The 25672-nt window shown below is 66.6% G+C and carries 27 protein-coding genes; 14 read left to right on the forward strand and 13 right to left on the reverse strand.

All coding sequences use genetic code 11. The annotated features are described in order from the left end of the window. Positions 1-2: 2 nt before the first annotated feature. The 5 genes from CDV49_RS13120 to CDV49_RS13140 form a co-directional block, all read right to left on the reverse strand. Entirely contained in the window at positions 3-542 is a 540-nt protein-coding gene (locus tag CDV49_RS13120) for an acyloxyacyl hydrolase (RefSeq protein ID WP_088215884.1), read from the reverse strand. 100 nt (positions 543-642) lie between these two features. Further along, on the reverse strand, positions 643-1668 hold the full coding sequence (gene holA, locus CDV49_RS13125) for a DNA polymerase III subunit delta (RefSeq protein ID WP_088215885.1): 1026 nt from the start codon (positions 1666-1668) through the stop codon (positions 643-645). Beyond that, complete coding sequence (locus CDV49_RS13130) at positions 1665-2156, reverse strand: hypothetical protein (protein WP_088215886.1); 492 nt, start codon at positions 2154-2156, stop codon at positions 1665-1667. Before CDV49_RS13130 ends, holA begins: the two co-directional genes overlap by 4 nt. Continuing rightward, complete coding sequence (gene leuS, locus CDV49_RS13135; RefSeq protein WP_088215887.1) at positions 2143-4680, reverse strand: leucine--tRNA ligase; 2538 nt, start codon at positions 4678-4680, stop codon at positions 2143-2145. The genes CDV49_RS13130 and leuS overlap by 14 nt, the downstream gene beginning before the upstream one ends. Before the next feature lie 110 nt (positions 4681-4790). Next, positions 4791-5300 (reverse strand): DUF3576 domain-containing protein, encoded by a 510-nt coding sequence (locus CDV49_RS13140; protein WP_088215888.1) that lies wholly within the window; start codon positions 5298-5300, stop codon positions 4791-4793. A 251-nt stretch (positions 5301-5551) separates the two neighbouring features. Between CDV49_RS13140 and CDV49_RS13145 the strand changes: the two genes are divergently transcribed. Both CDV49_RS13145 and CDV49_RS13150 read left to right on the forward strand, forming a co-directional pair. Further along, positions 5552-6565, forward strand: a complete 1014-nt coding sequence (locus CDV49_RS13145; protein ID WP_179209204.1) for a porin — start codon at positions 5552-5554, stop codon at positions 6563-6565. A 124-nt stretch (positions 6566-6689) separates the two neighbouring features. Next, complete coding sequence (locus CDV49_RS13150) at positions 6690-7346, forward strand: YggS family pyridoxal phosphate-dependent enzyme (protein WP_088215890.1); 657 nt, start codon at positions 6690-6692, stop codon at positions 7344-7346. Here CDV49_RS13150 and CDV49_RS13155 read toward each other — a convergent pair. Both CDV49_RS13155 and ribA read right to left on the reverse strand, forming a co-directional pair. Next, positions 7295-7789 (reverse strand): L,D-transpeptidase family protein, encoded by a 495-nt coding sequence (locus tag CDV49_RS13155; RefSeq protein ID WP_088215891.1) that lies wholly within the window; start codon positions 7787-7789, stop codon positions 7295-7297. The two genes, CDV49_RS13150 and CDV49_RS13155, sit on opposite strands and share 52 nt — an antisense overlap. Before the next feature lie 50 nt (positions 7790-7839). Continuing rightward, a complete protein-coding gene (ribA, locus tag CDV49_RS13160; protein WP_088215892.1) occupies positions 7840-8928 on the reverse strand; it encodes a GTP cyclohydrolase II in 1089 nt (362 codons plus the stop codon). Positions 8929-9099: 171 nt separating this feature from the next. On the opposite strand from ribA, the gene CDV49_RS13165 reads away from it, so the two are divergent. Then, positions 9100-9786 carry a response regulator transcription factor gene (locus tag CDV49_RS13165; protein WP_035743345.1) on the forward strand — a complete coding sequence of 229 codons (687 nt, stop codon included), beginning with the start codon at positions 9100-9102 and terminating at the stop codon, positions 9784-9786. Between the two features lie 194 nt (positions 9787-9980). After that, positions 9981-10769 carry an exodeoxyribonuclease III gene (locus CDV49_RS13170; RefSeq protein WP_088215893.1) on the forward strand — a complete coding sequence of 263 codons (789 nt, stop codon included), beginning with the start codon at positions 9981-9983 and terminating at the stop codon, positions 10767-10769. Between the two features lie 2 nt (positions 10770-10771). On the opposite strand, the gene CDV49_RS13175 is transcribed toward CDV49_RS13170, so the two are convergent. Then, positions 10772-11122, reverse strand: a complete 351-nt coding sequence (locus tag CDV49_RS13175) for a NirD/YgiW/YdeI family stress tolerance protein (protein WP_088215894.1) — start codon at positions 11120-11122, stop codon at positions 10772-10774. 189 nt (positions 11123-11311) lie between these two features. Between CDV49_RS13175 and CDV49_RS13180 the strand changes: the two genes are divergently transcribed. Genes CDV49_RS13180 through CDV49_RS13190 form a run of 3 tightly spaced genes read left to right on the forward strand, consistent with a single transcriptional unit; the run spans position 11312 to position 13074 of the window. Continuing rightward, the gene (locus CDV49_RS13180) at positions 11312-12223 is read left to right on the forward strand and encodes a thioredoxin family protein (RefSeq protein ID WP_088215895.1); all 912 of its coding nucleotides are present in this window, start codon (positions 11312-11314) and stop codon (positions 12221-12223) included. A 21-nt stretch (positions 12224-12244) separates the two neighbouring features. Then, a complete protein-coding gene (locus CDV49_RS13185; RefSeq protein WP_088215964.1) occupies positions 12245-12871 on the forward strand; it encodes an LON peptidase substrate-binding domain-containing protein in 627 nt (208 codons plus the stop codon). Beyond that, complete coding sequence (locus CDV49_RS13190; RefSeq protein WP_088215896.1) at positions 12868-13074, forward strand: Trm112 family protein; 207 nt, start codon at positions 12868-12870, stop codon at positions 13072-13074. The genes CDV49_RS13185 and CDV49_RS13190 overlap by 4 nt, the downstream gene beginning before the upstream one ends. Before the next feature lie 3 nt (positions 13075-13077). Here CDV49_RS13190 and CDV49_RS13195 read toward each other — a convergent pair whose 3' ends face one another. Genes CDV49_RS13195 through CDV49_RS13205 form a run of 3 tightly spaced genes read right to left on the reverse strand, consistent with a single transcriptional unit; the run spans position 13078 to position 15630 of the window. Next, the gene (locus CDV49_RS13195; protein WP_256947339.1) at positions 13078-14268 is read right to left on the reverse strand and encodes a TIGR03862 family flavoprotein; all 1191 of its coding nucleotides are present in this window, start codon (positions 14266-14268) and stop codon (positions 13078-13080) included. Further along, positions 14261-14878 (reverse strand): enoyl-CoA hydratase/isomerase family protein, encoded by a 618-nt coding sequence (locus CDV49_RS13200; RefSeq protein WP_088215897.1) that lies wholly within the window; start codon positions 14876-14878, stop codon positions 14261-14263. The genes CDV49_RS13195 and CDV49_RS13200 overlap by 8 nt, the downstream gene beginning before the upstream one ends. Then, positions 14875-15630, reverse strand: coding sequence for an SDR family oxidoreductase (locus CDV49_RS13205; RefSeq protein ID WP_088215898.1), 756 nt, complete (start codon positions 15628-15630; stop codon positions 14875-14877). The genes CDV49_RS13200 and CDV49_RS13205 overlap by 4 nt, the downstream gene beginning before the upstream one ends. Before the next feature lie 106 nt (positions 15631-15736). On the opposite strand from CDV49_RS13205, the gene CDV49_RS13210 reads away from it, so the two are divergent. The 6 genes from CDV49_RS13210 (at position 15737) to lpxK (ending at position 22065) form a co-directional block, all read left to right on the forward strand. Continuing rightward, positions 15737-17305: a DUF2125 domain-containing protein gene (locus CDV49_RS13210; protein ID WP_088215899.1), complete on the forward strand. Its 1569-nt coding sequence runs from the start codon at positions 15737-15739 to the stop codon at positions 17303-17305. Between the two features lie 60 nt (positions 17306-17365). Continuing rightward, positions 17366-18706, forward strand: a complete 1341-nt coding sequence (locus CDV49_RS13215) for a TldD/PmbA family protein (RefSeq protein ID WP_088215900.1) — start codon at positions 17366-17368, stop codon at positions 18704-18706. Next, positions 18693-19478 (forward strand): 3'(2'),5'-bisphosphate nucleotidase CysQ, encoded by a 786-nt coding sequence (locus CDV49_RS13220; protein WP_088215901.1) that lies wholly within the window; start codon positions 18693-18695, stop codon positions 19476-19478. Before CDV49_RS13215 ends, CDV49_RS13220 begins: the two co-directional genes overlap by 14 nt. Positions 19479-19551: 73 nt before the next feature. Then, positions 19552-19794, forward strand: a complete 243-nt coding sequence (locus CDV49_RS13225) for a DUF4170 domain-containing protein (RefSeq protein WP_035712519.1) — start codon at positions 19552-19554, stop codon at positions 19792-19794. Then, positions 19787-21073, forward strand: a complete 1287-nt coding sequence (locus CDV49_RS13230; RefSeq protein WP_179209205.1) for a 3-deoxy-D-manno-octulosonic acid transferase — start codon at positions 19787-19789, stop codon at positions 21071-21073. Before CDV49_RS13225 ends, CDV49_RS13230 begins: the two co-directional genes overlap by 8 nt. Continuing rightward, entirely contained in the window at positions 21073-22065 is a 993-nt protein-coding gene (lpxK, locus tag CDV49_RS13235; protein WP_088215903.1) for a tetraacyldisaccharide 4'-kinase, read from the forward strand. The genes CDV49_RS13230 and lpxK overlap by 1 nt, the downstream gene beginning before the upstream one ends. Positions 22066-22531: 466 nt before the next feature. On the opposite strand, the gene CDV49_RS13240 is transcribed toward lpxK, so the two are convergent. After that, positions 22532-23716 carry a MalY/PatB family protein gene (locus CDV49_RS13240; protein ID WP_088215904.1) on the reverse strand — a complete coding sequence of 395 codons (1185 nt, stop codon included), beginning with the start codon at positions 23714-23716 and terminating at the stop codon, positions 22532-22534. A gap of 159 nt (positions 23717-23875) precedes the next feature. On the opposite strand from CDV49_RS13240, the gene CDV49_RS13245 reads away from it, so the two are divergent. Beyond that, positions 23876-24805 (forward strand): XdhC family protein, encoded by a 930-nt coding sequence (locus CDV49_RS13245; RefSeq protein ID WP_088215905.1) that lies wholly within the window; start codon positions 23876-23878, stop codon positions 24803-24805. Between the two features lie 52 nt (positions 24806-24857). On the opposite strand, the gene CDV49_RS13250 is transcribed toward CDV49_RS13245, so the two are convergent. After that, positions 24858-25664, reverse strand: a complete 807-nt coding sequence (locus tag CDV49_RS13250) for an ABC transporter ATP-binding protein (RefSeq protein ID WP_088215966.1) — start codon at positions 25662-25664, stop codon at positions 24858-24860. Positions 25665-25672: the final 8 nt, after the last annotated feature.

Here is a 25672-nt window from a genome sequence, read left to right on the forward strand (position 1 = left end):
GGTCAGAACCGGTAATAATAGCCGACCGTATAGACCTCGATCCCCGGATTTGGCTTGGCCAGCCCGGCGTTCGAATAATGCCGGATGTCCGCCGTGAGATAACCCGGCCCGACGGGATAGGAGAGTCCGAAGCCTGTCTGAAAATGGCCCTGAGAGCCCATGTCATGCTTGCCGACCTGTTGATCGCTGAAAAAGCCGAACCCGATCATCAGTTCCACCCCGAGATCGCCCCAGATCGGCCGGTGCCAAACGGGCGCAAGCGTGATGAGCTGCACGGAGTCGTCTCCCGGGCCGGTCTGCCAGTTGGCGACGGTCACCTCGACCAGCCGCTCGAAACCCCAGCGCTCCAGATAGCTGCCGGACCACGGGCGGACATACCCCAGACGGAAAACAGCGTCCCCATCTGCGGTCGAGCCAGCGGCAAAAGTCAGCGACTGTGCGGTAGCAGGCGTGGCCAGCATGAAGCCCGCCGTAACGGCGACGGCCAGAAGCGTCAGCGGCGCGCCGATCGAGTTCCGCACCGAATTTCCATCTCTGGTCATGCTGCTCTCCCAAGGACCACTCCCTTGGGTTTAGCTTGCAACGGTTCATTGTCCATCACGCGCGCGTGAGAATTCGCCCGTCAGGGCAAGCCGGTCACAGTCAGCGGCGGCGGTTCATTTCCGACAGACGGAGGAACGCCCGTTCCATCACCGCCATGACGGGTGCGCGCTGCGAGGAGCGGAGCGTGAGGTCCGTATCGACCAACAGCCGGATCGCCTCCTCCAGCCGCCGAATGCTCCAGCTCTGCACCTGCCGCTGCATCCGCTCGCGGCTGCGGAACGGCACTGGTGGGCGGGCACGGGAGATCCCGGAAGCGGGACCACCCGGGTCGGACGCGGCGGCGTGGAGCGCGCGGAAATGCCGGGTGGCCGAGATGCAGAGCGTCACCGGGTTCACGCCCTGCCCCTCCAACCGCTGCAGGAGGGGGCCGATCTCTCCCGTCCGCGATTCGGCGACGGCGTGAAGCAGATCGTCCGTTTCCGCCTCCATCGTCACGGGAGCCACGGCGGCCACGTCGGCAGGGCTGACGGGCGCCGCATCGCCCAGATGGTAGAGCGCCAGCTTTTCCACCAGTTGCCGGAAATCGCCCGGCTCCAGTTCCCGGCCCAGCAGCAGAAGTTCCCCCATCGCCTCGGCGGAGATGGTGCCCACCCCCTCGCGCGACAGCGTGGCCTCGATCTCCTCCCGGCTGGGAGGATCGTCATAAAGCGCGATGGTCGGGGCTTTTGGATGACCTTCGAACAGCTTGCGAAGGGCGGAGCGGGGTGTGAGCGCACCTGCCGTCACCACGAGCTGGGCATCTCCCTGCCGCCAGTCCTGAAGCGCCGCGGTGATGGCGGGGGCGACAGTGTCCGTCGCCTCCTCCACCAGAACGACGCGGGGACCGGGGAAGAAGCCCTGCGCCCGCATCGCATCGCCTGCCTGCGCCGGATCCTTGCGCAGATCGCCGCCGGGAATGCGGGTCAGGCGCATCTCCGCCTCTCCCTCCGGGCCGATGAGGGTTGCGATCATTTCCTTGCGGCGGAGCGCGACCCGCATCGGATCCGTCCCGTAGACCAGCACACCCGGCACGGCGGGATCGGGCCGGGCGAGAAACCGCGCCGCATCGCGGGCGGAGAACTTCACGCCTTCCAGCTCCCATAGGTGGCGATGAGCTGCTCCGTCACCTGATCGGCAAGCTGCCGCATCAGGCGCTTCTCGCCATCCACCTTGGCCGCGCGGCTGGAAACCGCAGAGCCAAGGCCCGAATAGCCCACGAAATTGGAGCCGGTGCCGCTATGCACCTGTTTTCCGGTCGAGAGATCCTTCACCGAATAAGCCACTTCGCCGAAAAGCTGGTAGCGGCTCGTCAGGTCATCGCGGGAGATGCTCACCCCCCATTCTTTCGTGCGGATCCGGTAGGAAAGAGCATAGCGCGGCGCTTCCGGCGGGCCCAGCACCTCCTCCACCCGTGCGAGGAAGGCATAGGTTTCGGGGTCGGTCGGATCGTCCACCCGCATCGCGCCCCGAAGCGCATTGGCCCGTCCGTTTGTCCCGTAGGCAGGGGCGAAGCCGCAGCCCGCCAGCGGAACCAGAGCAGCCAGCAGGAAGGAACGGCGGTCAGGCGACCACATTGACGATCCGCCCCGGCACCACGATCAATTTCCTGGGCGCGGCGCCGGCCAGCACCTTCACCACCGTCTCGTCGGCAAGGACGAGCTTCTCCACCTCCGCCTGCGGCATGTCCTTCGGCACGGTGATCTCGCTCCGCCGCTTGCCGTTGATCTGGATGGGCAGGGTCACGTTGTCCTCCACCAGCAGGGCGGGATCGGCCTTGGGCCAGGGGGCGGAGACGACCATCCCCTCCCCGTCGAGCAGCGCCCAGACCTCCTCCGCGAGATGCGGAACCATGGGCGACATGAGCTGCGCCATCACGCGCATCGCCTGCCGCTTCGCCTCTGCCCCGGCGGCGGAGCGGGACAGGGTATTGGTCAGTTCGTAGAGCTTCGCCACCGCCTTGTTGAACGCAAAACCGTCGATGGTCCGCGTCACTTCGTCTATCGCGCGGTGGGTGGCGCGAATCAGCGCCTCATCCTCCGCATTGGGCGCGGCCTCCGATGAGGCCGTTTCCACAGCCAGACGCCAGACCCGCGACAGATGCTTGAACGCGGCCTCCGCCCCCGCCGCCGTCCATTCCACATCCCGTTCGGGCGGGCTGTCGGACAGGATGAACCATCGCGCGGTATCCGCGCCGAATTCCGCGATGATGCTCAACGGATCGACGACGTTCTTCTTGGATTTCGACATCTTGGCAGAGGGGATGATCTCCACCGCCTCGCCCGTGGCCTTCAGGCGGCCGTTCTCCACCTCCTCGGGCAGGTGATAGACGGGACGGTCCCGCTCATCGCGGGTCATGTAGATTTCGTGGGTGACCATACCTTGCGTGAACAGTGCGTCGAACGGCTCCGCCGCCTTTGCCGGCAGATGGCCGGTGATGTTCATCGCCCGCGCAAAGAACCGCGAATAGAGCAGGTGCAGGATCGCGTGCTCGATACCGCCGATATACTGGTCCACATTCATCCAGTAATCGGCTTCGGCCTTGTCGGTCGGCGTGGGGGCGCGGGGCGCGGTGAAGCGGGCGTAATACCAAGACGAATCGACGAACGTATCCATCGTGTCGGTCTCGCGCTTCGCCGGGCCTCCGCAGGAGGGGCAGGACACGTCCCGCCAAGTGGGGTGCCGGTCCAGCGGGTTGCCCGGCTGGTCGAAGGTGACGTCATCGGGAAGCCGGACGGGCAGGTTTTCCTTCCGCTCCGGCACGACACCGCAGGCCGCGCAATGCACCACGGGGATCGGACAGCCCCAGTAGCGCTGCCGCGACAGGCCCCAGTCGCGCAGGCGATAGTTGGTGACACCCTGCCCCACCCCGTTCGTCTCGCAGAAGACGACGGCGGCAGCGACGGCGGTCTCCCCGGTCTGCACCTCCTCGCCCGCGAAACCGCGGATGTAGCGGACAGGCTCCGACTTCGGCGGGACGAAGGGCAGTTCGGCGGCGCCGTCCAGCGGTTCGAACACCGGCTCGATCGGCAGTCCGTATTTCGTGGCGAATTCGAAATCGCGCGCATCATGGGCCGGGCAGCCGAAAATCGCCCCGCTGCCATAGTCCATCAGCACGAAGTTCGCGATATAGACCGGCAGTTCCCAAGAGGTATCGAACGGGTGCCGCACGCGGATGCCGGTATCGAAGCCCTTCTTCTCGGCCTTCTCCAGCGCCTCCTCGGACGTGCCGATCCGTCGGCAGTCCTCCACGAAGGCGGCAACGTCGGGGTCATGCCGCTCCAGCGCTTTGGCAAGCGGATGATCCGGCGATATGGCCGCGAAGCTCGCCCCCATCAGCGTATCGGGCCGGGTGGTATAGACCTCGATCCGGTCGTGCCCTTCCGGCGCATCGACGGTGGAGAAGGCGAACCGCAGCCCCTTCGATTCGCCGATCCAGTTCCGCTGCATGAGCCGGACCTTTTCCGGCCACTTCTCCAGACCGTCCAGCGCCTGCGACAGCTCGCCCGCGAAATCGGAAATGCGGAAGAACCACTGCGTCAGCTCCCGCCGCTCCACCAGCGCGCCGGAGCGCCAGCCGCGGCCGTCGATCACCTGCTCGTTGGCCAGCACGGTCATATCCACCGGATCCCAGTTGACCTGCGCGGACTTGCGATAGACCAGCCCCGCCTCCAGCATGTCGAGGAACAGCGCCTGTTGCTGGCCGTAATACTCGGGATCGCAGGTGGCGAACTCCCGGCTCCAGTCGATGGAGAGGCCGAGCGGCTTCATCTGCGCCTTCATGTCGGCGATGTTGGAATAGGTCCATTCCTTCGGGTGGCCACCCCGCTCCATCGCGGCGTTCTCCGCCGGCATGCCGAAGGCGTCCCATCCCATGGGATGCAGCACCGAGAAACCGGAGGAGCTTTTGTAGCGCGCCACCACGTCGCCCATGGTGTAGTTCCGCACATGCCCCATGTGGATGCGTCCCGAAGGATAGGGGAACATCTCCAGCACGTAGTATTTGGGCCGGGCGGGATCGTGTCTGGCGGTAAACACATCCGCTTCCGCCCAGGCGGCTTGCCATTTCGCTTCGCTGGCGGAGGGATCGTAGCGGGACATATGGGCTTCCTCAGGCGGCTCGGGATCCGGGCCGGAATACACCGGCCACGCCGCCAAGGTCTAGGCCATTCGCCCGCGGTCGCAGCAAGACCGGCTGCACCGGCCGGATGCTAGAGGCGACCGTCCTGAATGCGGAGCTGCCGGGCGCGGGTCAGAATCGCATCTTCCACCTGGCGCACCGTCTCCGCGCTCACCGCGCGGCCGCCCTGGGTCTGGAGCGAAACCTTCAGCGACCGGGCATCGAGCGCGGGATCACGCACATAGACAGTGGCGCGATAGGCGCGCCCGCCGCCAGGGGGCGTGCCGTACCCCGTCACGATCACCCCGCCGAAGGGATCGACCGTCTGGATCGGCAGGAAGTTCAGCACGTCCAGCGCCGCGTTCCAGATATACTTGTTGACGTTGACGGTGGTGTTCGGGTTGTCCCGCTCGGAGAACAGATCCCAGACCGTGCCGCCTTCGGCCCGCCCGGCAGCAAGCTCCTTTTCCAGCGACCCGACCGGGATGTTCTGATCGGTGGTGTTGTTGGCGCAGCCCGCAAGAAGCAGCGCGCCACAGAGAAGTCCGACAGCCGCCCGGCTTCCGCCCAGGGTGACTTGCGAGAGAGTGCCAAGGGCCATCCGTCCGATCCGTTCTGCGCAGTCTGCCTTCCCTGTTGTCTATCCGACGGTCCCGAAGCGGACAAGTCCCTAAGCCTTTTCCATCGCCCCGCAGCGGAAAACCCGGTGTGGCAAAGCTGCACCATGCATCATCCCTTGTCAGGCGGGGCACGCGGCTCGCTTGCAATATGGGGTCCGGGCGGGAAATACAGTCTCATTCCCAGTTCGGATTTCCCTGGATTGGGCTGCACCTTGAACCACGAGGGAAAACGATGAAAAAGATCCTGTTCGCGACGACCGCGCTGGTGATGACCGCTGGTGTCGCCGCTGCCGAAGTCGCGGTCACCGGCGACGGCCGCATGGGTATCGTCTACGATGGTGAGAACGCCAACTTCAACAGCCGTATCCGCGCCATCTTCACCATGGCCGGTGAAACGGACGGCGGTCTGACCTTCGGCGGCTCCATCCGTGCCGACAACTCTGCCAATGGTACCGTGGGTGCCGCGGGCAACATCTTCATCTCGGGCGAATTCGGCAAGATCGCCATGGGCGACGTCGATGGCGCTCTTGAGAACGCCGTGGGCGATCTCTCCGGGATCGGTTATTCGAACGCCAACTCCATCATGGAATGGTACGAAACCGAATACCTGAACTACACCAATATTCAGGACCCCTACCTGCTGTATTCCTACAGCTTCGGTGACTTCGGCTTCTATGCCGGCATGAGCGACGGCACCGCCGGCGGTATGCACGGCAACACCGACAAAGACACCCCGCGCTTCGAGCAGTACTCGGTCGGCGCGACCTACGACTTCGGCGATTTCGGCGTGGCTGGCGGTTACGAATCCCGCAAGGCCGAAAACTACGAGCGTGAATACCAGTGGATCGTCAGCGCCAACGCCGCCTTCGGCGACGCGGCTCTGAAAGGCTTCTACGGCAAAGGTAAAGCCTACAACTTCGCGGGCAACGACTACGACGTCAACACTGGCGACCTGATCGCCCCGTCCGTGTTCCAGAAGTTCGACCAGTACGGCGTGTCCTTCGACTACAAGATGGGCCCGACCACGGTCACCGCGTTCTACCGTGAGCTGAGCCTCGACACGACGGGCGACGCGAAATACTACGGCCTCGGCGCGGCATACAACCTCGGCGGTGGCGCGACCCTCAAAGGCGGCGTCATGAAAATGGACCGTCCGGATGGTGCCTACATCCAGGACAACCAGTCCGGCTCGATCATCGCGCAGGACGAAACCGTCGCCGACTTCGGCGTCGTGTTCAAGTTCTGATCCGACGACCATCTACGGAGAGAGCGGGCCTTGGCCCGCTCTTTTCATTTGGTCCGGCGGGTGGTCGGATCTGTTCATTTTCGTGCTGCTGTGATCCCTTTCACCGCAAAGAAAGGAATCCAGGATGCCGCTTATCGATATCAGGAACCGTATAGCCAAGGCCGAAGCAGAGGCGGGCCGCGCGCCGGGATCGGTCCATCTCATAGCGGTGTCAAAGGTCCAGCCGAACGCGCGGGTTGAGGCCGTTCTGGAAGAAGGTCAGCGCCTGTTCGGAGAGAACAAGGTGCAGGAGGCCGCCGCCAAATGGCCGGATTTCCGCGCCCGTTTCCCGGAAACCGAAGTTCACCTGATCGGCCCGCTTCAGACCAACAAGGCCAAACAGGCCGTGGATCTGTTCGAGGCGATCCACGCCCTCGATCGGCCCAAACTGGCCCATGTCCTTGCCGATCTCGCACAAAAGCGCGGTCGCTCTCCCCGGCTGTTCATTCAGGTCAACACCGGAGAGGAGCCGCAGAAGGCCGGTTGCCTCCCCGCCCAAGCGGATGCCTTTGTCGCCGAATGCCGGGCGATGGACCTGCCCGTTGTCGGGCTGATGTGCATACCCCCGGTGGAGGAGGAACCCGCGCTTCACTTTGCACTTCTGGCAAGGATCGCAGCCCGGAATGGCCTTCACGAGCTTTCCATGGGCATGAGCGATGATTTCGAGACCGCCATCGCCCATGGTGCAACCTATGTGCGGGTCGGCTCCGCCCTCTTCGGGGCCCGCAACCCCCAAGGCTGATCATTGACACGCAGCGCCGTTCGGGGCGTCAGGCGTCTAGCCAGCCACAACAGGTTGTGGCGCGACAGTCCGATGCACCCCGCCGTCGGCGCACCGGGCCGTCGCCAACTGTGTAGAAAAATCGCAGACCCCCGACCCGGCAGCGCATCGGGCCAGTTCCAGTCCGTAACCAATATGAGATCGTAGAGCGGGTCGGGCCGCCGAAGGCTCTCGTGACTCCAGTCGTGCGGCGCCGCGACGAGCTGGTTGTACTCCGGGTCAGCCACATCGTCCGACCACAGGTCCCCCGGACGGATCGGGACGGCCCAGCGAGGGAGCCGCCGCTGTTCGATCCTGTCGGGACGGTAGAGCATGGCGACGATCTCGTGCCGCCCGACCGGGGTTCCGCCATCCCCCTCGCGCTTGTCGGGCACGATACCGCCCCGCCCTATGGTGCAGGGCATCAACCGGTTCCCATAGCGCAATCCGGTGGGTGTCAGGACGAGATCTCCCGTCAAAGCAGATGCCCCGACTTCCGCGCCTTGGTGGCCAGATATCCCTCATTGAATGCGGTCCTGCCAACTTTCAGCGGCACACGCTCGACGACATGGATGCCATTGGCCTCCATCATCCGCACCTTTGCGGGGTTGTTGGTAAGCAGCCGGACCTCCGAAAATCCAAGCCGCGCCAACAAGGCCGCGCCGATGCGAAAATCGCGTTCGTCATCCTCGAAGCCCAACCGGTGGTTGGCTTCCACGGTGTCGAAGCCCTGATCCTGAAGCGAGTAGGCGCGCATCTTGTTGGCCAGACCGATACCGCGACCCTCCTGATTGAGGTAAAGGAGCACACCCGCCCCTTCCTCTCCCATCCGCTCCAGCGCGGCATGAAGCTGGGGACCGCAATCGCATTTCAGGCTGCCCAGCACATCCCCCGTGAAACAGGCGGAATGCAGCCGTGCGAGAACCGGCTCCGACCGCGGCGGGCGACCTATTTCAACGGCATAGTGCTCTTCCCCTCCATCCTCCGGCCGAAAGACGTGCAGCCGCCCCGCTTCCGCCGCAGCCATGGGCACGCGCGCCGAAACGACCGGCAGCAGGGGCACCGACTGCCGAAGTTCATCCGCCGCGGCAGTGGCAGAGAGGAGTGTCAGCTCATTCTCCGTGGCAAAGGTCGCAGGATGATCGAGCGGCACCAGCACCGCGGAGGGCAGCAGATGCGCGGATTTCGCAAGCTGGAGCGCCACACGATGCAACTCCGCCCCTCCCTCCCGCTCCGCCAGTAGCGGCCCCTTCATCGGCACGCGGAGATCATCCGCAGGATCTGCCACGCATCGGAGCCAGCGCGCATCCACATCGCCGGGCACGGTGATCCGGGCGAGATCATTGTCATAGGCCCGCGCCTTCAGCGTCTCCGCCCGCCAGCCGGTGATGGCGAGAACGGGGTGCCCGATCGCGCGCAAATCGCGAAGCCGCTCCTCATCCAGCGTTTCCACGGCCAGCGCCAGCGCACCTTCGGTATCGGTCATCAGAACCACGGGCAGACCCATCCGAAGGTCCGCACGCGCCCGCGCGATCCGCTCGACAATACCGGGAATGAGACTCATGAACCTGCCCTCTCAAGACACCCCCCATCTAGGCGCTGCTGCAGGAAATTGAAACATTTCCCCGCCCCGCGACACGTCGGCGTGAGGCTTTGTAGCAATTGGCCCGCTTCCCTTGCCGGACAGCGCCGGGATGCCAATGTCCCCTGCACACGATACCGAGAGGAGAGAGCCATGGCCAACCTGAAGAAAATCCTGCTCGTCGATGATGACGACGATCTCCGCGAGGCGCTCTCCGAACAGCTCGTCATGACCGAGGATTTCGACGTGTTCGAAGCCGAGAACGGTCAGGACGCGATGGAAAAGGTCAAGGGTGGCATTTTCGATCTGGTGATCCTCGACGTAGGCCTGCCGGATACCGACGGGCGAGAACTCTGCCGCCGGATGCGCAAGCAAGGGGTGAAATGTCCTGTCCTCATGCTGACCGGCCATGACAGCGACAGCGACACCATTCTGGGGTTGGACGCGGGCGCGAACGATTACGTCACGAAGCCGTTCAAGTTTCCGGTCCTGCTTGCCCGCATCCGCGCGCAACTCCGCCAGCATGAACAATCCGAGGATGCGGTATTCCAGCTTGGCCCGTATACGTTCAAACCCTCGATGAAGATGCTGATCGACGAGCGGGAGCGGAAGATCCGTCTGACGGAGAAGGAAACGAACATCCTGAAGTTCCTCTACCGCGCCTCCGAGGGCGTCGTGCCGCGCGATGTGCTGCTGCATGAGGTCTGGGGCTACAATGCGGGCGTCACCACCCACACGCTTGAAACCCACATCTACCGCCTTCGCCAGAAGATCGAGCCTGATCCCTCGAATGCGCGGCTTCTGGTGACCGAGTCGGGCGGTTATCGGCTGGTCGCCTGATTTCACGCGATCTGGCGGAACCAATGTGTCTCCCGGAGCATTAGGTCCGCGAAGCCCTCCCGTATCGGGGTCAGGATACGGAACTCCCTGTTGGCACCTCAAAGGCCCGGCCCTGTGCCGGGCCCTTTTTTGTCCCGCTCCCTTGCCCTCCCCGCGCCCGGTTGGCATGGTCCCGCCGCCAGCCGGAGACGCCCATGACCTTTACCATCGCCACCTGGAACATCAACTCCGTCCGCCTTCGCGAAGGGCTCGTTCAGCGCCTGCTGGCAGAGGAATCGCCTGACATCCTGTGTCTGCAGGAATGCAAGTCGCCGGTTGAGAAAATCCCGGTCGAGCAGTTCCGCGCCCTGGGCTACACCCACATGGTCGCACGGGGGCAGAAGGGCTACAACGGCGTCGCAATCCTGTCGAAGCTGCCGCTCCGCGATGCCGGCGACCGGGACTTTGCCACGCTGGGCCACGCCCGCCATGTCGCGGCCGAGCTTGAGAACGGCGTGACGATCCACAATTTCTACGTCCCTGCCGGCGGTGACATTCCCGACCGGGAGGCCAATGTGAAATTCGGCCAGAAGCTCGACTTCCTGACCGACATGACGCGGTTCTTTCAGGTGGAGCGGCCGCATAAGGCCATTCTCGTCGGCGATCTGAACATCGCCCCGCGGGAAGACGACGTGTGGAACCACAAGCAACTGCTGCGCATCGTCAGCCATACACCCGTTGAGGTCGAGCATCTGGAGCAGGTGCGGGAGTCCGGGCGCTGGGTGGATGTGACGCGGCAGGACATACCGGACGGACGGCTTTACAGCTGGTGGTCCTACCGTTCCCCGGATTGGGACTCGGCAGACAAGGGGCGTCGCCTCGACCATATTTGGGCCACGCCGGATATCGTTTCAGCCGGTCATGGAAGCCGGGTATTGCGGGCGGCGCGCGGCTGGCAGCAACCCTCCGACCACGTGCCGGTTTTTGCCACTTTCGACCTGTAGGCCTACTGCAGGTCGAAGGCGTTGACCTCCACCCGGCGGCGCTCCCCGCGCCCCGCGGTGGCACCCGTCAGGCGCACCTCCGTTCCCGGGCCAAGGTCGGCACCGCGCCAAAGCGCCGTGTCTATCCGCACCGGAATGTCGCCGGAAGCATCGCGGAAAATGAAGACATCCTCCGCATGATGGGCAATGAGCGCGCCGTTCAGGCTGACGCGGGACGCTTCGCCCGCGGACCGCACCTCCGCGACGGAGGAGATCGTGCTCCGCCCGGACGACCCCATATACTGCGCCAGCGCCGGAGCTGCGGCCGCACCAGCGAGAACCACGAAGGCGAGGGGCATCTGCTGCATCTTCATGACGAGAGACCTTTCTCGGAATCGCTTGACGGTTGTCACCTATCTCACATTGAAACCGCAAAGGGTTTGTAACGGTTCCCGTCGAGCGCGCATAAGTTGCGGCAAAGATACCGCGTCTCGCTTTCGCTCTTGGTGTTTCGGATCGGTCGCCTCATATAGAGGGCAACGATTTTCCAAGGGGGCATATCCATGCTGGGACTGAGCGAGAAGAGCACAGCACCGCAGGCAGACGCCGAGCTGATCAAGGACACGACCGAAGCGACCTTCATGGCCGACGTGGTGGAGGCGAGCCGCGATATTCCGGTCATCGTGGATTTCTGGGCACCGTGGTGCGGCCCCTGCCGCCAGCTTGGCCCTGCGCTGGAAGCGGCGGTCACGGCGGCGGGCGGACGCGTCCGCATGGTGAAGCTGAATGTCGATGAGGCGCAGACGATCTCGTCCCAGCTCCGCATTCAATCGATCCCCACGGTCTATGCCTTCTGGCAGGGCCAGCCCGTTGACGGCTTTCAGGGTGCCTTGCCCAATTCCGAAGTGAGCGCTTTCGTGGAACGCGTCGCGGCGCTGGCCGGTGACGGCGGTCTGGGAGAGGCGATCGCCGCGGCGGAGCAGATGCTGGCAGAGGGCGCAGCGGAGGATGCCGCGGAAACCTTTGCGGCCATTCTCGGCGAGGATCCGGCCAGCGCCGCTGCCCTTGGCGGGCTTGTGCGGGCGCGGCTCGCGCTTGGACAGGTCGAGGAGGCGGCAACCCTGCTCGACACCCTGTCGCCCGAGCTTGCCGCGGCGCCGGAGATCGACGCCGCCCGCGCCCAGATCGAGCTTGCCCGACAGGCCGCGAATGCGGGCCCCGTAACGGAACTCCGTGCGCGGGTTGAGGCCGATCCCGCCGATCTTCAGGCGCGCTTCGATCTCGCGCAGGCGCTTCACGCCAGCGGCGATGTGGAGGGCGGGGTCGACGAGCTTCTGGACCTGTTCCGCCGTGACCGGGAATGGAACGACGGTGCCGCCAAGGCGCAGCTCTTCACCATCTTCGATGCGCTGAAACCGCAGGATCCGATCGTGCTGAAGGGGCGCCGCCGTCTCAGCTCCATGATCTTCTCCTGACGGGCGGTGCCCGCCATGGCGATGATCAAGGAATCCGACCTGCCCGATACGCTGCCGCTCTTTCCCTTGCCGGGAGCGCTGCTTCTGCCACGGTCGAAGCTGCCGCTGCATATCTTCGAGCCGCGCTATCTCGCGATGATGGAGGATTGCCTGCGCACCCGCCAGCGGCTGATCGGCATGATCCAGCCACAGGAGGACGGGGTGTTCGCCATCGGCTGTGCAGGGCGGATCTCCTCCTTTTCTGAGACGGAGGACGGGCGCTATCTCATCACGCTGACGGGGATCGCGCGGTTCCGGTTGTTGGAAGAAGTTCCGGGCTTCACCCCCTATCTGCGGGCGCGGGTGGACTGGTCCGACTACCCCCGCGACATCGGCCATGCGGAGACGGATCCGTCTCTTGAGCGGGAGGAGTTTCTGGACCTGCTCCACCGCTTCATGGAGTCGCACAGCCTGTCCACCGACTGGGGCAGCCTGAAGGAGGCGGAGGACGAGATGCTCATCAACGCCCTCTCGCAGCTTCTGCCCCTTGAGGTGGAGGACCGGCAGGCCCTGCTGGAGGCCCCGACCCTGCCCGAACGCCGGGAAGTGCTGACAACCCTGCTTGAATACGGGCTGCGCGGCGGATCGAAAGAGGAGATAATGCAATGACCATCGACCTTGCCCCCGCCGAGGCAGCGGAAGCCCCGCTGTTCGACCGCCGGATGCTGGAATCGCTCGTCTGTCCCGTCACCCATCAGGCGCTGTCCTACGATGCGGAGCGGCAGGAACTGGTCTCCCGCGCGGCAAAGCTGGCATTCCCGATCCGCAGCGGCATCCCGATCATGCTGGTGAGCGAGGCGCGCTGCCTGTGAAGCTCAGAGCCGGCGCGCCGCGGCTTCCCCCGCATGGCGGCCGGTGGCGAAACAGGCGGTGAGGAGATAGCCCCCCGTCGGTGCCTCCCAATCCAGCATCTCGCCCGCGACATAGGTTCCGGGCAGGGCGTGGAGCATGAGATCCGCGTCCACCCCGTCCCAGCGCACACCGCCTGCCGTGGAGATCGCCTCGTCCAGCGGGCGGAGGCCGCCATGCCGGATGGGCAGATGTTTCAACAGCCGCGCAAGCCCCAACGGATCCGTCGGCAGCGGTCGTCCGAATTCCTGGATCAGCGCGATGGCCGCGGGCGACAGCCGAAGCGCCTTGCGCAGGCGATTGGCAAGGCTCTCACCCTTCCGGCCCGCGCCAAGCCGTTCCGCCGCCTGCGCTTCCGTCATGTCGGGGATCAGATCCATCAGCAGCGGCGCGCCGTCCCGCACGTCCGCGACCACGGAATAAAGCCCGCCGCCTTCCAGCCCGCGGGCAGAGATCACCACCTCCCCCCGGCTGCGCAGGGCGCCTGCGGAAAGGGCGATCCCCTTCAGCGGCGCGCCGTGATGGCGCTCCATCATCGGCGACCACGGAACGATCAGCCCGGCATTCGCGGGCCGGAACGGCGCGAGCGGCACACCCTTTGCCACCAGCTGCTCCGCCCATGCCCCGTCCGAGCCGAGCCGGGCCCAGCTTGCCCCGCCAAGCGCCAGCACCGTCACATGGGGGGAGATCCGTCGCCTCCCCGCGGGCGTGTCGAAGGCGAAAGCCCCGTCCTCCCAGCCGGTCCAGCGCCAGCGGGTGCGGATCTCCACCCCCCCTTGCCCGAGCCGCAGAAGCCAGGCGCGGAGCAGCGGAGAGGCTTTCATCGCCCGCGGAAAGACCCGGCCCGTGCTGCCGGTGAACACCTGCTCCCCCAAGTCCTCCGCCCAGTGGATGACCTGCTCCGGCCCGAAGGCGGTGAGCATGGGGCGAAGCTTCTCCTCCGCCGTGCCATACTGGGCAAGAAACGCCTCCAGCGGTTCGTTCCTGGTCAGGTTCAGGCCGGATTTCCCCGCCATCAGAAACTTGCGCGCGGGCGAGGGCTTGCCCTCCGCCACCACGACGCGGCGACCGGCGGCGGCGAGAACCTCCGCCGCCATCAGGCCGGCCGGCCCCGCGCCGATCACCAGCGCATCGACGGGTTCCGGGCGCTCAGCCAAGGAGCGCCTTGATCCCCGCCGTCACCCCTTCCTTCGCGGCGAGCGCGGCTGCGGAGAGATCGTGTGCGGTTTCCATCAGCGCCTCAACCGGAACGAGACGGTCCACCAGCCCCCAGTGCAGCGCCTCTTCCGCGCCGATCCGCTGACCGGCGAGGAAGATCATCCGGGCCCGCGACGGGCCGACCAGCGCCGCCAGACGACCGGGGTCCGGCGCGGGCGGGACAAAGCCCAGCCGGATTGCGGGATAGAAGAACGTGGCCTGCGGCACCGCGATCCGCAGGTCGCAGGCAAGCACCATGCCGTGCGCACCCCCTGCCAGCGTGCCGTTCAGCGCCGCGATGGTCAGCCCCGGCACCCCCGCCACGGCGGCGGAAAGCTCCACCCAGATCGGGTCGGTCGCAAGCCCCGCGCGCGCCTCGTCCAGATCGGCCCCGGCGGAAAACACCTTGCCGCTGCCCGTCAGGATCACGGCGCGGGCTTCCGCCCGGCGGGCTTCCACCATGATCTCGACAAGCCGCACCAGCATGGCGCGGGTCAGCGCATTCGCCTTCTCCGGGCGATCGAGCGTGACGATCCACGCCCCCTCCGCCGTTTCCGTGAGGCGGATCACGCGGAAAGCCCCAGTCTTGCGCGAAGGCCCTCGTCCCGGAGCGCGAGCTCCTCCCCCAGATGGCCGTCCGCCTCCGGGCCGCACATCCACAAAAGCGCCCGCGCTGGCCATTCCGGCGGCACATGGACCGAAGGATCGAGCTGGCTCACCCGGTTGATGCCGGAGGCCCGGATGCGGACCTGCATCTCCGTCCGCACGGTTCCGGGCGACAGGCCCATGACGCGGATACCCTTCTGGCGGTTCTCCAGATCGCAGGCCCGCGTCAGCATCGCCGCGCCCGCCTTGCCGGAGCAATAGGCGCTCCACCCTTCCAGCGGGTTGTGCGCGGCGCCGGAGGAGACGGTGATGATCGTACCCGCCTCCCGCGCCAGCATTCCCGGCAGAACCGCCCGCATGCCGTTATAGACACCGGTCAGGTTGATGGTGACGGAGGCCGCCCAATCCGCCGGATCGCTGTCCGCGAGCGGGGCAATCGGATCGACGACACCCGCGTTGTTGATGAGGATATCGGGCGCGCCGAACACCGCCGCCAGCCGGTCCACCGCGGCACTCAGCTGTCCGAATTCGGCGACATCGCAGGGCAGCGCATGGGCATTCGGCCCAAGTTCCGCCGCAAGCCCGGCAAGCTGCGCCGCGTTCCGGCCCACGAGCCCCACGCGCGCGCCCTCGGCCACGAAAAGCCGTGCCGTCGCCGCGCCGATGCCACGCCCTGCGCCGGTTATCAGCGCAATCCGCCCCTCTAGTTCCGCCATCCTGTCACCTCTCCGTCAGCACGCGTCCGGGATCGGGCGAAGGGCTTGACCTGCCTTCCGGCGCACCAGATGGTGGCCCCGGCCTCCAGACGCGAAGGGTTCGACGATGCCGTATCGGAAGTTCATGCCGCAGCTCGCCCGCCCCGTGCTTAGCGCGGCGGCGATCCTCATGGCAACCACGCTCGCCGCGCGGGCCGATCTGACCCCGGCAGGGTTGTGGCAGGACTGGCAAGCGCAGGCGAATGCCGCGGGGCAGGAACTCTCGGCCGGAAATACGGCGGAAGCGGGCGGGACGCTCACGCTCACGGATGTCGCCTTCAGCGCGATGCACGGGTCGGACCGGATCAGCGGCACCATCCCGCAGATCGCCCTGACCGGCGCGGGCGGCGCCGTCGATGTCACCTTCAGCCCCGAATATCCCGTTCTGGTGGAGAGCACCCTCCCCCCCGATCCCGAGGCGCTTGCCGACGGGGAGGAGGAGGCCGTGCCGACGCGGATGACGCTCCTCATCAGCCATCCCGGCCTCGCTCTTCATGCGACGGGCCAGCCGGAGGATGTCACCTACCAGATGGCCATGCCGAACCTCACCGCCACGCTGGAGGAGATGGAGAGCGGCGAGACGGTGGACGGATCGCTCGCCCTTCAGATGACGGCGAGCGGTGTCACCGGCACCTACCGCTTCACCGGCGCGGCCAACACGGAGCGTGAGATCGACACCCGGACGCAGGTGGAGGCTGCGGGGCTCACCCTTTCCCAGAGCGGGCCGGAGGGGGAGGAGGCGATGACCGACGGCCCCGGCGGCAGCTATCAGATGGTTCTGTCCGCCCAATCGGTCGAAACCCGGTCCACCGGGGCGCTGCCGGTGATCGCCGGGGGCGCGACCTTCGCCGACCTGATCCGCCTTTCCGCCAGCGGAACGCTGAGCCACGGGCCGGTGAGCCTGACGCTCACCGAGACCGACCCGGAGGGCCAGCCGCGGATCGTGGAGGCGACAGCCGAGCGCGGCAGCGCGGATTACGCGCTCACCCACGGGCAGGTCGCCTACAAGGGGGAGACGGAGGCCGGGCGGTTGAGCGTCAGCGGCGGGCCGGAAGCGCCCCCGATGTCGCTCACCGCGGATCGTGCGAATTTCGACGCGGCCTTTCCCGCGCGGGTCGCGGAGACCGCCGAACCCTTCCGCTTCATGAGCAGGCTGGAGGGGGTGCGCGCAGACGACCTGCTGTGGCAACAGGTCGATCCCACCGGCATTCTGCCGCGCGACCCGGCGCTGGTCTCGCTCGCGCTCTCGGGCACGATGCGCTGGCTGGCCGACCCGTCGGCCATGGCCGAGGCGCCCTATCAGTTCGAGACGGTGAATATTGACGATCTGGACATCTCCGCCATCGGCGCGGGGGTGAAGGGGCGCGGCAGCTTCACCATCGACAACAGCGACCTGACAACATGGGACGGCCTGCCGAAACCCGTGGGCGGGCTGGACCTGACGATCCGGGGCAGCGATCAGGCGGTGGACAGGCTCGTGCAGCTTGGCCTGCTCGCGCCCCAGCAGGCGATGGTCGCCAAGATGATGCTGCAGGGATTCTCCCGCCCCGGACCGGAGCCGGGCACGCTGACGACCCGCATCGAGCTGACCCAGAGCGGGTCGGTCCGCGCCAATGGCAAGGGCCTGCTGCCCTGAGCGCGCTTGCCCTCGCGCCGGGGGTGGCCTACCTCAGAACGGTAATGGAGGCCCGAAAGAATGGCGGATCTTGAGAAACTGACCGTGGCGGTGCTGGACGCGGCCCGCCGCGCAGGGGCGGAGGCGGCGGATGCCCTCGCCGTGGACGGCTCCAGCGTGGAGGTGGATGTCCGTCACGGGCGGCTGGAGCAGGCGTCCCGCTCCGACGGGGTGGAGATCGGTCTCCGCGTGCTGATCGGCAAGCGGCAGGCCTGCGTCTCCGCCTCCGACGTCAGCGCGCGCACGCTGGACGAGATCGCCGAACGCGCCGTCGCCATGGCGCGCGCCGCGCCGGAGGATCGCTGGGTCGGCCTCGCGGAGCCCGGGCAACTGGCGCGGGACTGGGACACGGCGGCGCTGGAACTTTCGGCGGAGGAGGAACCACCTACGCCCGCCGATCTTGAAAGCCGCGCGCGGGAGGCGGAGGCCGCAGCGCTCTCGCACACCGGTATCGAACAGGCGGAAAGCTCTGCCACGGCGGGGGTGCGCCGCATCCATCTCGCCACGAGCAACGGGTTCTCGGGGGGCTATGTGCGGTCCTGGCATTCCCTCTCCTGCCTCGCCATCACCGGGACGGGCACCGGCATGGAGCGGGATTACTATGCCGACAGCCGCGTCCGACTGGCCGACATGGACAGCGCCGAAACCGTGGGCCGCATCGCGGCGGAACGAACGCTCGGCCGCGCCGGCGCGCGGAAGCCGGCGACGGGCATGTTCCCGGTGCTGTTCGACGAGCGGATCTCGAGTTCGCTCATCGGGCACCTGCTGGAGGCGGTGAACGGCAGCGCCATCGCTCGCGGTTCTTCCTGGCTGCGCAACGCGCTGGGAGAGGTCGTGCTGCCGGAGGCGATGAGCCTTACCGAAGACCCGCTCCGCCCCGGCGTTTTCGGCTCCCGCCCCTTCGACGCGGAGGGTCTGCCCGCCCGCTCCCGCCAGATCGTGCGCGACGGGGTGCTGACGGGCTGGACGCTTGATCTCGCCACGGGGCGGCAGCTCGGCATGGAAAGCACGGGGAATGCCGTGCGCGGCACCAGCGCCCCCCCCTCTCCCGGCGTCACCAACGTCACGCTGAGCCAGGGGCAGGCCACGCGCGACGAGCTGCTTGCCGCCATGGGAACCGGGCTTCTGGTCACCTCCTTCATCGGGGCCACGATCAATCCCAATACGGGGGATTATTCGCGCGGCGCATCGGGATTCTGGGTGGAGGGCGGCCAGATCGCCTATCCGGTGAACGAATGCACCATCGCGGGAAACCTGCGCGACATGCTGGCGCGGATCGTTCCGGCCAATGACGCGCGCACTCACCTGTCCCGCGTGGTGCCGAGCCTTTTCGTCGGGGAAATGACGGTTGCCGGATCATGACCTCGCCCTTCTGATCGACGCGGCGCAGCGGGCGGGGGAGATCTCCTCCCGCTACTGGCGCCGAGAGCCGGAGGCATGGGAGAAACCGGGCGGCGCGGGGCCGGTGACGGAGGCGGATCTCGCCGTCAACCGGATGCTTCGGGAGCAGCTGACCACGGCGCGGCCCGAGTATGGCTGGCTGTCGGAGGAAAGTGACGACAGCGAGGCTCGCCTTGGTGCACGTCGGGTGTTCATCGTGGATCCCATCGACGGCACACGCTCCTTCATGGCGGGAGAGCCGAGCTTTGCCCATTCCATCGCTGTGGCGGAGGAAGGGCGCGTGATCGCGGGCGTCGTGTATCTTCCACAGATGTCCGCGCTCTATACCGCCACAGCCGACGGACCGGCGGCGCTGAACGGCGTGCCCATCGGAGCCAGCGGGCGGACGGATCCGTCCGGTGGCACGATCCTCGCGACCCGGCCCGTGCTTCAATCCGGCATGTGGCGGGGCGGATTGATCCCGCCGATGCGGCAGGTATTCCGCGCCTCCATCGCCTTCCGCCTCTGCCTGATCGCGGAAGGGCGGTTCGACGCGCTGGTCGTGCTCCGCGACACCTGGGAATGGGATATGGCAGCGGGGGCCCTGATCGCCGCACGGGCGGGTGCCGTGGTGACGGACCGGCGCGGAGAGCAACCCCGGTTCAACCGGCGCGTCCCGCTGGTGCCGGGCATCGTCGCCGCCTCGCCCGAACTGCAGGGCAAGCTGCTGGACGGGCTGCTGCCCGATCCGTGAACCAGCCTCCCTTGAGGCGCGCGGGCACATGTCGTAACTTCCGCCATCCTCAACAAGTCTGGAAGGACCGCCCATGCAACGCCTGCATCTCGTGTTCGGGGGAGAGCTGAAAGATGTCTCCTCAACCGTTTTCAGCGATGTGAAGGCGATTGATATCGTCGGCATCTTCCCGGACTACGCTTCCGCCTATTCGGCATGGAAATCGGCCGCACAGCGCACGGTGGACGAAGCCCAGACCCGCTACTTCATCGCGCATCTCCATCGCCTGCGCGATGAGGAGCGCGAAACGAGCACGACCGAGGAGCTCGGTGGCTGACCTCGGCGCACAGGCTTCACGGGCGGAAAACCTGCCTTCCGCCACGGCGGATGCGAAACCGATAGCTGCCGGGAAAACCGGCGGATCCTTTGCGCTGCGCACCTATCTGCGGATCGGGGCGGCCCCTCCGCCCGGCGCTTCCGACGCGGGGGCACTCCTTCCCGCACGGCCTGAGGGGACTGTCCTGTGGTTCCATCTGGCCTCCGCCGGCCATCGGGCCGCGGCGGATGAGCTTGTCCGCCGCCTCCGCCGCGTTCGTCCTGCCGCTCAGGTGGTGATGACGGGCGAGGAGACCGGCACGGCGAGCCCCCAGACGGAGGCCGCGGCCTCCCGGTTTCTGGAACACTGGCAGCCCGGGCTGATCGTTCTCGTCGGCGGAGAGCTGGTGCCCGCGGTGATCGATGCCGGCCATCGCCGCGGAACCCCGATCATCGTTATCGACGGGGTGAGCGCGCCGGCCCGGGGCGGCTGGCGCTGGTGGCCCGGCGTTTCCCGCGCGATGCTGCGTCGGATTTCCAGGATACTGGTGCAGGACGAAGCCGCGCTCCGGCACTGGCGGCGCATGGGCGCGCGCCCTGAGCAGGTGGAAATCTCGGGCCGTCTGGAGGAGGGGCATGGCGCGCTCCCCTGCACCGAGGCGGAGCGTGACGATCTCGCCAATATGCTCCGCGCGCGTCCCGTCTGGCTCGCCGTGGGCCTGCCCGAGGCGGAGGAGGCCGTGGCCATCGCCGCGCACCGTGCGGCTCTGGGGTTGCGGCACCGCCTCATGATGATCGTGGTTCCCGAAGACCCGGAAAACGGCCCCTCCCTTGCCCGTCGCCTTCAGGACGACGGTTGGGACGTGGCGCTCCGCTCGCGGGAGGAGGAGCCGGTGGAGGCAGAGCAGATCTATATCGCGGATACGGAGGGGGAGCTTGGCCTGTGGTATCGCCTTGCTCCCGTGACCTATTTCGGCGGCACGCTTTCGGGCAAGGGCACGCCGCGGCATCCGTACGAGGCCGCTGCGCTCGGCTCCGCCATCCTGCACGGACCAAAGACCGGCCCCCATACGGCAGCCTATGCCCGGCTGGGGCGCGGAGGCGCGGCGCGGGTGCTGCGGGGGGCGCCGGAATTCGGCAGCGCGCTCAGCGAGTTGCTGGCTCCCGACCGGGCGGCGCAGATGGCCCACAACGCGTGGGAAGTGACGTCCAGCGGCGCCGAGGTCACTGATCGGGTCGTGGAGCTTCTGCTCCGCGCGCTTGATGAGGCCGCGGCGGCTAAGATCGGCGGGGCGGGTTGATGCAGGCACCGAGGTTCTGGTTCACTGCACCGGATCGGCCGGACTGGCGTGCGCGGCTCCTTGGCCCACTGGGCTGCATCTACGCCTCCGCCACTGCGCGGCGTGTCGCGCGCGCGCCCGAGCTTCAACCGGATGTCCCGGTGATCTGCGTGGGCAATATCAACGCGGGCGGCACGGGAAAGACGCCGACCGTCATCGCGCTTCTCCAACGTCTGGCGGAGCGCGGCGTAACGGCGGGCGTGGTCTCTCGCGGTTATGGCGGCAGGCTTCCCGGCCCGGTCCGGGTCGATCCCACCCGCCACCGGGCGGAGGAGGTGGGTGACGAACCTCTGCTGCTCGCCGCCTTCGGGCCGGTCTGGGTGGCGCGCGACAGAGCGGCAGGGGTAAGGGCGGCCATCGAGGGCGGAATGAAAGCCGTGCTGCTGGACGACGGATTGCAGAACCCTGCCGTTGCCAAGTCCCTCTCCCTCGTGGTCGCCGATGCGGCGACGGGGTTTGGCAATGGCCGCGTCCTGCCCGCCGGGCCGCTGCGGGAGCCGGTGGCGAAGGGACTGAAGCGGGCGGACCTGCTTCTGACGATCGGCGATGCCGCTGCGCAGGCACGATTCGATGGCCAATGGGGGGCGGACATCCCGATGCCCCGGCTGCGCGGTGCGCTGATCCCGCTTCAGACCGGGATGGACTGGGCGGGGCTTCGCGTTCTGGCCTTTGCGGGGATCGGACGTCCCGAAAAGTTCTTCGCCACGCTGCGCTCGCTTGGCGCAGAGATCGTGCGGGCGGAGGCTCTGCCGGATCATGCGGCCTTTTCAGCCCCGCTGCTCAACCGGCTTGCGGCAGATGCGCGGACAGGGGCGTTGCAGCTCGTCACGACGGAAAAGGACGCGGCGCGGTTGCCCGCCTCCTTCCGCTCCAGCGTGCTCACCCTGCCCGTTCGCCTTGTACTGGAGGACTGGGGGCCGCTGGATGCGGCCCTCGATCGGATCGGCCTTTAGCAGGCTGCGGAAAAGTCCGAACGGTCATGCCTATGTGTCGGAAATCGGAAAATCGGTCCGGAAACGCCCGGAAGTATAAAGATTTCCGGCTGGACTTCGTCGGATTGCGAACGATTTCCACTCCAACACAGGCCAAAAAACCTTTTTCAGCAGCCTGTTAGCGGGCCGCTGGAAAAAGTCGTGGGCCTCCCCGGCCATGCGCCGAAAACCAGAAAAGCGGTCCAGTCACGAGCCGAAACCTGCGGTTTCCGGGGAGATCTTCACCCATGTAGGGAAGCTCTCCACCCCGGAGCAACCTCGGAATACTGTTTCAGCACCCTGTTGAACGGCTGCTGAAACAAGCCTTCAGATCTGTACCGGAGCGAAAACCGTTTCATGATCTGACACATTCCGGGTCATTCCCGGGCAGATTTCCTGATTTTCAGAGCAAGTATCAGACTTCAGAGTTCATTCAGCAGCCTGTCAGCTACTGGATATCGGCAAAGACGCGGCGGAGACGGTCCACAGCCTCCTCCACCCGGCTGCGCGGCGTGGCGAGGTTGAAGCGGAGGAAGCCGTCCCCGCCCCGCCCGAAGGTGGTGCCGTGATTGGCCGCGATACCCGCCTCTCCCTCCACCCGCCGCAGCACTTCGGCCTCGCTCATGCCAAGACCGGTGAAATCCACCCAAGCAAGATAGGTCGCCTCCAGCGGCATGGAGAAAAGCCCCGGAATGGCCGAAAGGCCTTCATCGAAAAGCCGGCGGTTGCCGTCGAGATAGGTCATCAGATCATCCACCCAGGCCGCGCCCTCGGGTGAATAGGCGGCGGTGGCCATGTGCAGACCGAAGCTGTTGGGCGAGATCCCCATCGCGCCCAGCGTCGCCTGAAACTGCTTGCGCAGATGCGGGTCGGGGATGATCACATTGCCGGTATGGGCGCCGGCGATGTTGAAGGTCTTGGTCGTAGCGGTCATCATCACCAGACGGTCGAGGATGTCCGGCGCGGCCAGCGGCATGGCCGTATGCTTCTGCCCCGGATAGACCAGATCGTGGTGGATTTCGTCCGAGACGAGGATCAGGCCGTGCCGCTTGGCGAAATCGGCAAAGCCGCGCAACTCCTCCACCGTCCAGACACGACCGCCCGGATTGTGCGGCGAACACAGGATCATCATCTTTTCCCGCCCGGTCATCCTTGCATCCGCAGCGGCGAAATCGGGCACGTAACGGCCGTCGTCCAGCGCCAGGGGGCATTCCACCACCTCTCTCCCGGCGGCGCGGATGACGCGGGCAAAGGCGTGGTACACCGGCGTGAACAGCACGACACCATCGCCCGGTTCCGTCCATGTCTGCACGCAGAGACCCGTGGCGTTCACCAACCCGTGCGTGGTCATGATGGCCTCGGGCGCGACATCCCAGTGGTGCCGTTCGGCCATCCACCAGCGGATCGCCTCAAGATAAGCCCCGTCATCGCCGAAATAGCCATAGACACCGTGCCGCGCCATGCTTTCGATCGCCCGCTGCACCGCTTCGGGAGGACGGAAATCCATGTCCGCCACCCACATCGCGATGCCGCTGTCGGCAGGCACCCCGTAGTTCCGGCTCATCATGTCCCACTTTGAGGAATGCGTGCCGCGGCGGTCGATTACCTCATCGAAATCGGGAGCAGAGGTCATGGGTATCTCCTTTTCTGGGCCGAAGCCTTATCTCCGGGGTTTCGGGGTGCAACCCCCTATCCTTGGCGGTGAAAGAGAAAGTGGTGGCGAATTTCTGCGGCATCCCCATATTTGCCGATACATGCGCCACCGAGCCGCCCGCTGATCAAGGAGCAAGCCATGGCCGATACGATCTTTGCCAGCGCCCGCGCCGAAGACCCGCTGGCCTCGCTTTCCGCCGCACCGGAGGGTGCGCTTGCGATCATCACCCATGTGGAGGGGCCGTCCTATCGGCCCGTCGGCGCGATGATGGCCGTGTTGCCGGGGGGCGGGCGCATAGGGATGCTGTCCTCGGGCTGCATCGACGGTGATGTGGCACTTCACGCTGCCGAAGCCCTGACGGATGGCGCTCCGCGCAGGTTGCGTTATGGCGCAGGCTCGCCCTTCATGGACATAGAGCTGCCCTGCGGAGGCGGGCTGGACATCCTGATCCTGCCCCGCCCCGACCAGGCGGTTCTTGCCAGAGCGGTGGCGGCGCGGGAGGCGCGCAAAACGATCTCTCTCGTGGTCGAGCCCGACGGACGCCTTTTGGAAGAGCCCGCGGGCAGGGCGGCGACCGGGCTTGAGGGCGACCGATTCCACCTGTCCCTTACGCCTGATCTACGGTTTCTCGTATTCGGCCGGGGGCCGGAGGCCGCCACCTTCGCGGCCTTCGTGCGAAGTGCAGGCTGGCCCATCGAGGCGTTTTCTCCGGACCCCGAGAGCCTCCTCGGCTCCGGCGCCGTCGTGACCGCCCTTCCGCGCCCGATCATGCCCGATGTCGCGGTCGATCCGTGGACGGCAATCGTCCTGTTCTTCCACGATCACGATTGGGAGCCGGAGATCCTGAAGGGTGCGCTGACGACGACCGCCTTCTATATCGGCGCCCTCGGCAGCCAGCGGGCACGCCGCGTGCGATCGGCACGGATGCGCGAACTGGGGGTGAGCGAGGCGGATATTGCCCGGGCACGCGGCCCGGTCGGTCTCATCCCTTCCGCGCGCGATCCCCGGACGCTGGCTGCGTCCGTTCTGGCGGAGGTGCTGGGAGAGGCGCAACGCATCCCTCTCTGAACCCGTCTTTCGACGGGCACCGTCCATGCCACGCGGCAGGAGCCCGACCCCGCTACTCCGCAAGGCGGCCGTAGAAATCCGACGCCGGATCCGTCAGCACCATGCTGCGCAGCCGTTCCCATAGATAGCGGCGAAGTGTGCCGAATTCCGGCTCTCCCCGTGGATCGCGCCGCCAGCGCGGGCGGGGGAACGGAACATCGATGACCTCTGCCACCCGCCCCGGTCGCGGCGACAGCAGCACCACCCTGTCGCCCACCAACAGCGCCTCATCCACGCTATGTGTGACAAAGAGGATCGCAGGGCCATGCGCCGCGCTTTCCGTCAGGCGCATCGTCTCCGCCTGCATGAGCTCACGTGACTGGGCATCGAGGCTGGCGAAAGGCTCATCCATCAGCAAAAGCCCCGGCTCGCGCGCCAAAGCCCGCGCCAGCGCGGTGCGTTGGCGCATGCCGCCGGAAAGCTGTGCCGGATAGGCGTCGGCGAACCGGGTCAGTCCGACGAGATCAACATAACGCCGAACGCGCTCTGCACGCAGCACCTCGGGCAGGTCGGGAAGCGCGAAGGCCACGTTTCCCGCGACGGTCTTCCACGGCAGAAGGCGGAAGGACTGAAAGACGATCGCGCTTTCAACGCCCGGTACCGGACGCTTCCCCCGGACTAGCACCCTCCCGCCCGTGGGCCGCACCAGTCCGGCGGCGATGCGCAGCAGCGTGGTCTTGCCGCAGCCCGAGGGGCCAAGCAGGACGACCGTCTCCCCCTGCCGGGCCGTGAGGTTGATGTCAGACAAGGCCGCCGCGGGCGAGCCCGCGAAACTGTGCGACACATGCTCAAAGGCAAGGTAGGGATCGGCACTCGTCATCGGCAGGC

The sequence above is a fragment of the Haematobacter genomosp. 1 genome, assembly GCF_002196855.1.
Lineage (GTDB): Bacteria > Pseudomonadota > Alphaproteobacteria > Rhodobacterales > Rhodobacteraceae > Haematobacter.

What these genes read in the sequence shown, in the direction of transcription:
- CDV49_RS13250 (WP_088215966.1), bottom strand. Translation starts at nt 25,664, where the DNA reads ATGACGAGTGCCGATCCCTACCTTGCCTTTGAGCATGTGTCGCACAGT.
- CDV49_RS13245 (WP_088215905.1), top strand. Translation starts at nt 23,876, where the DNA reads ATGGCCGATACGATCTTTGCCAGCGCCCGCGCCGAAGACCCGCTGGCC.
- CDV49_RS13130 (WP_088215886.1), bottom strand. Translation starts at nt 2,156, where the DNA reads ATGTGGTCGCCTGACCGCCGTTCCTTCCTGCTGGCTGCTCTGGTTCCG.
- CDV49_RS13155 (WP_088215891.1), bottom strand. Translation starts at nt 7,789, where the DNA reads ATGCCCTGCACCATAGGGCGGGGCGGTATCGTGCCCGACAAGCGCGAG.
- CDV49_RS13210 (WP_088215899.1), top strand. Translation starts at nt 15,737, where the DNA reads ATGCCGTATCGGAAGTTCATGCCGCAGCTCGCCCGCCCCGTGCTTAGC.
- CDV49_RS13215 (WP_088215900.1), top strand. Translation starts at nt 17,366, where the DNA reads ATGGCGGATCTTGAGAAACTGACCGTGGCGGTGCTGGACGCGGCCCGC.
- leuS (WP_088215887.1), bottom strand. Translation starts at nt 4,680, where the DNA reads ATGTCCCGCTACGATCCCTCCGCCAGCGAAGCGAAATGGCAAGCCGCC.
- CDV49_RS13120 (WP_088215884.1), bottom strand. Translation starts at nt 542, where the DNA reads ATGACCAGAGATGGAAATTCGGTGCGGAACTCGATCGGCGCGCCGCTG.
- CDV49_RS13140 (WP_088215888.1), bottom strand. Translation starts at nt 5,300, where the DNA reads ATGGCCCTTGGCACTCTCTCGCAAGTCACCCTGGGCGGAAGCCGGGCG.
- CDV49_RS13150 (WP_088215890.1), top strand. Translation starts at nt 6,690, where the DNA reads ATGCCGCTTATCGATATCAGGAACCGTATAGCCAAGGCCGAAGCAGAG.
- CDV49_RS13165 (WP_035743345.1), top strand. Translation starts at nt 9,100, where the DNA reads ATGGCCAACCTGAAGAAAATCCTGCTCGTCGATGATGACGACGATCTC.
- lpxK (WP_088215903.1), top strand. Translation starts at nt 21,073, where the DNA reads ATGCAGGCACCGAGGTTCTGGTTCACTGCACCGGATCGGCCGGACTGG.
- CDV49_RS13205 (WP_088215898.1), bottom strand. Translation starts at nt 15,630, where the DNA reads ATGGCGGAACTAGAGGGGCGGATTGCGCTGATAACCGGCGCAGGGCGT.
- CDV49_RS13240 (WP_088215904.1), bottom strand. Translation starts at nt 23,716, where the DNA reads ATGACCTCTGCTCCCGATTTCGATGAGGTAATCGACCGCCGCGGCACG.
- CDV49_RS13180 (WP_088215895.1), top strand. Translation starts at nt 11,312, where the DNA reads ATGCTGGGACTGAGCGAGAAGAGCACAGCACCGCAGGCAGACGCCGAG.
- CDV49_RS13145 (WP_179209204.1), top strand. Translation starts at nt 5,552, where the DNA reads ATGAAAAAGATCCTGTTCGCGACGACCGCGCTGGTGATGACCGCTGGT.
- CDV49_RS13175 (WP_088215894.1), bottom strand. Translation starts at nt 11,122, where the DNA reads ATGAAGATGCAGCAGATGCCCCTCGCCTTCGTGGTTCTCGCTGGTGCG.
- CDV49_RS13185 (WP_088215964.1), top strand. Translation starts at nt 12,245, where the DNA reads ATGATCAAGGAATCCGACCTGCCCGATACGCTGCCGCTCTTTCCCTTG.
- CDV49_RS13190 (WP_088215896.1), top strand. Translation starts at nt 12,868, where the DNA reads ATGACCATCGACCTTGCCCCCGCCGAGGCAGCGGAAGCCCCGCTGTTC.
- CDV49_RS13170 (WP_088215893.1), top strand. Translation starts at nt 9,981, where the DNA reads ATGACCTTTACCATCGCCACCTGGAACATCAACTCCGTCCGCCTTCGC.
- CDV49_RS13225 (WP_035712519.1), top strand. Translation starts at nt 19,552, where the DNA reads ATGCAACGCCTGCATCTCGTGTTCGGGGGAGAGCTGAAAGATGTCTCC.
- ribA (WP_088215892.1), bottom strand. Translation starts at nt 8,928, where the DNA reads ATGAGTCTCATTCCCGGTATTGTCGAGCGGATCGCGCGGGCGCGTGCG.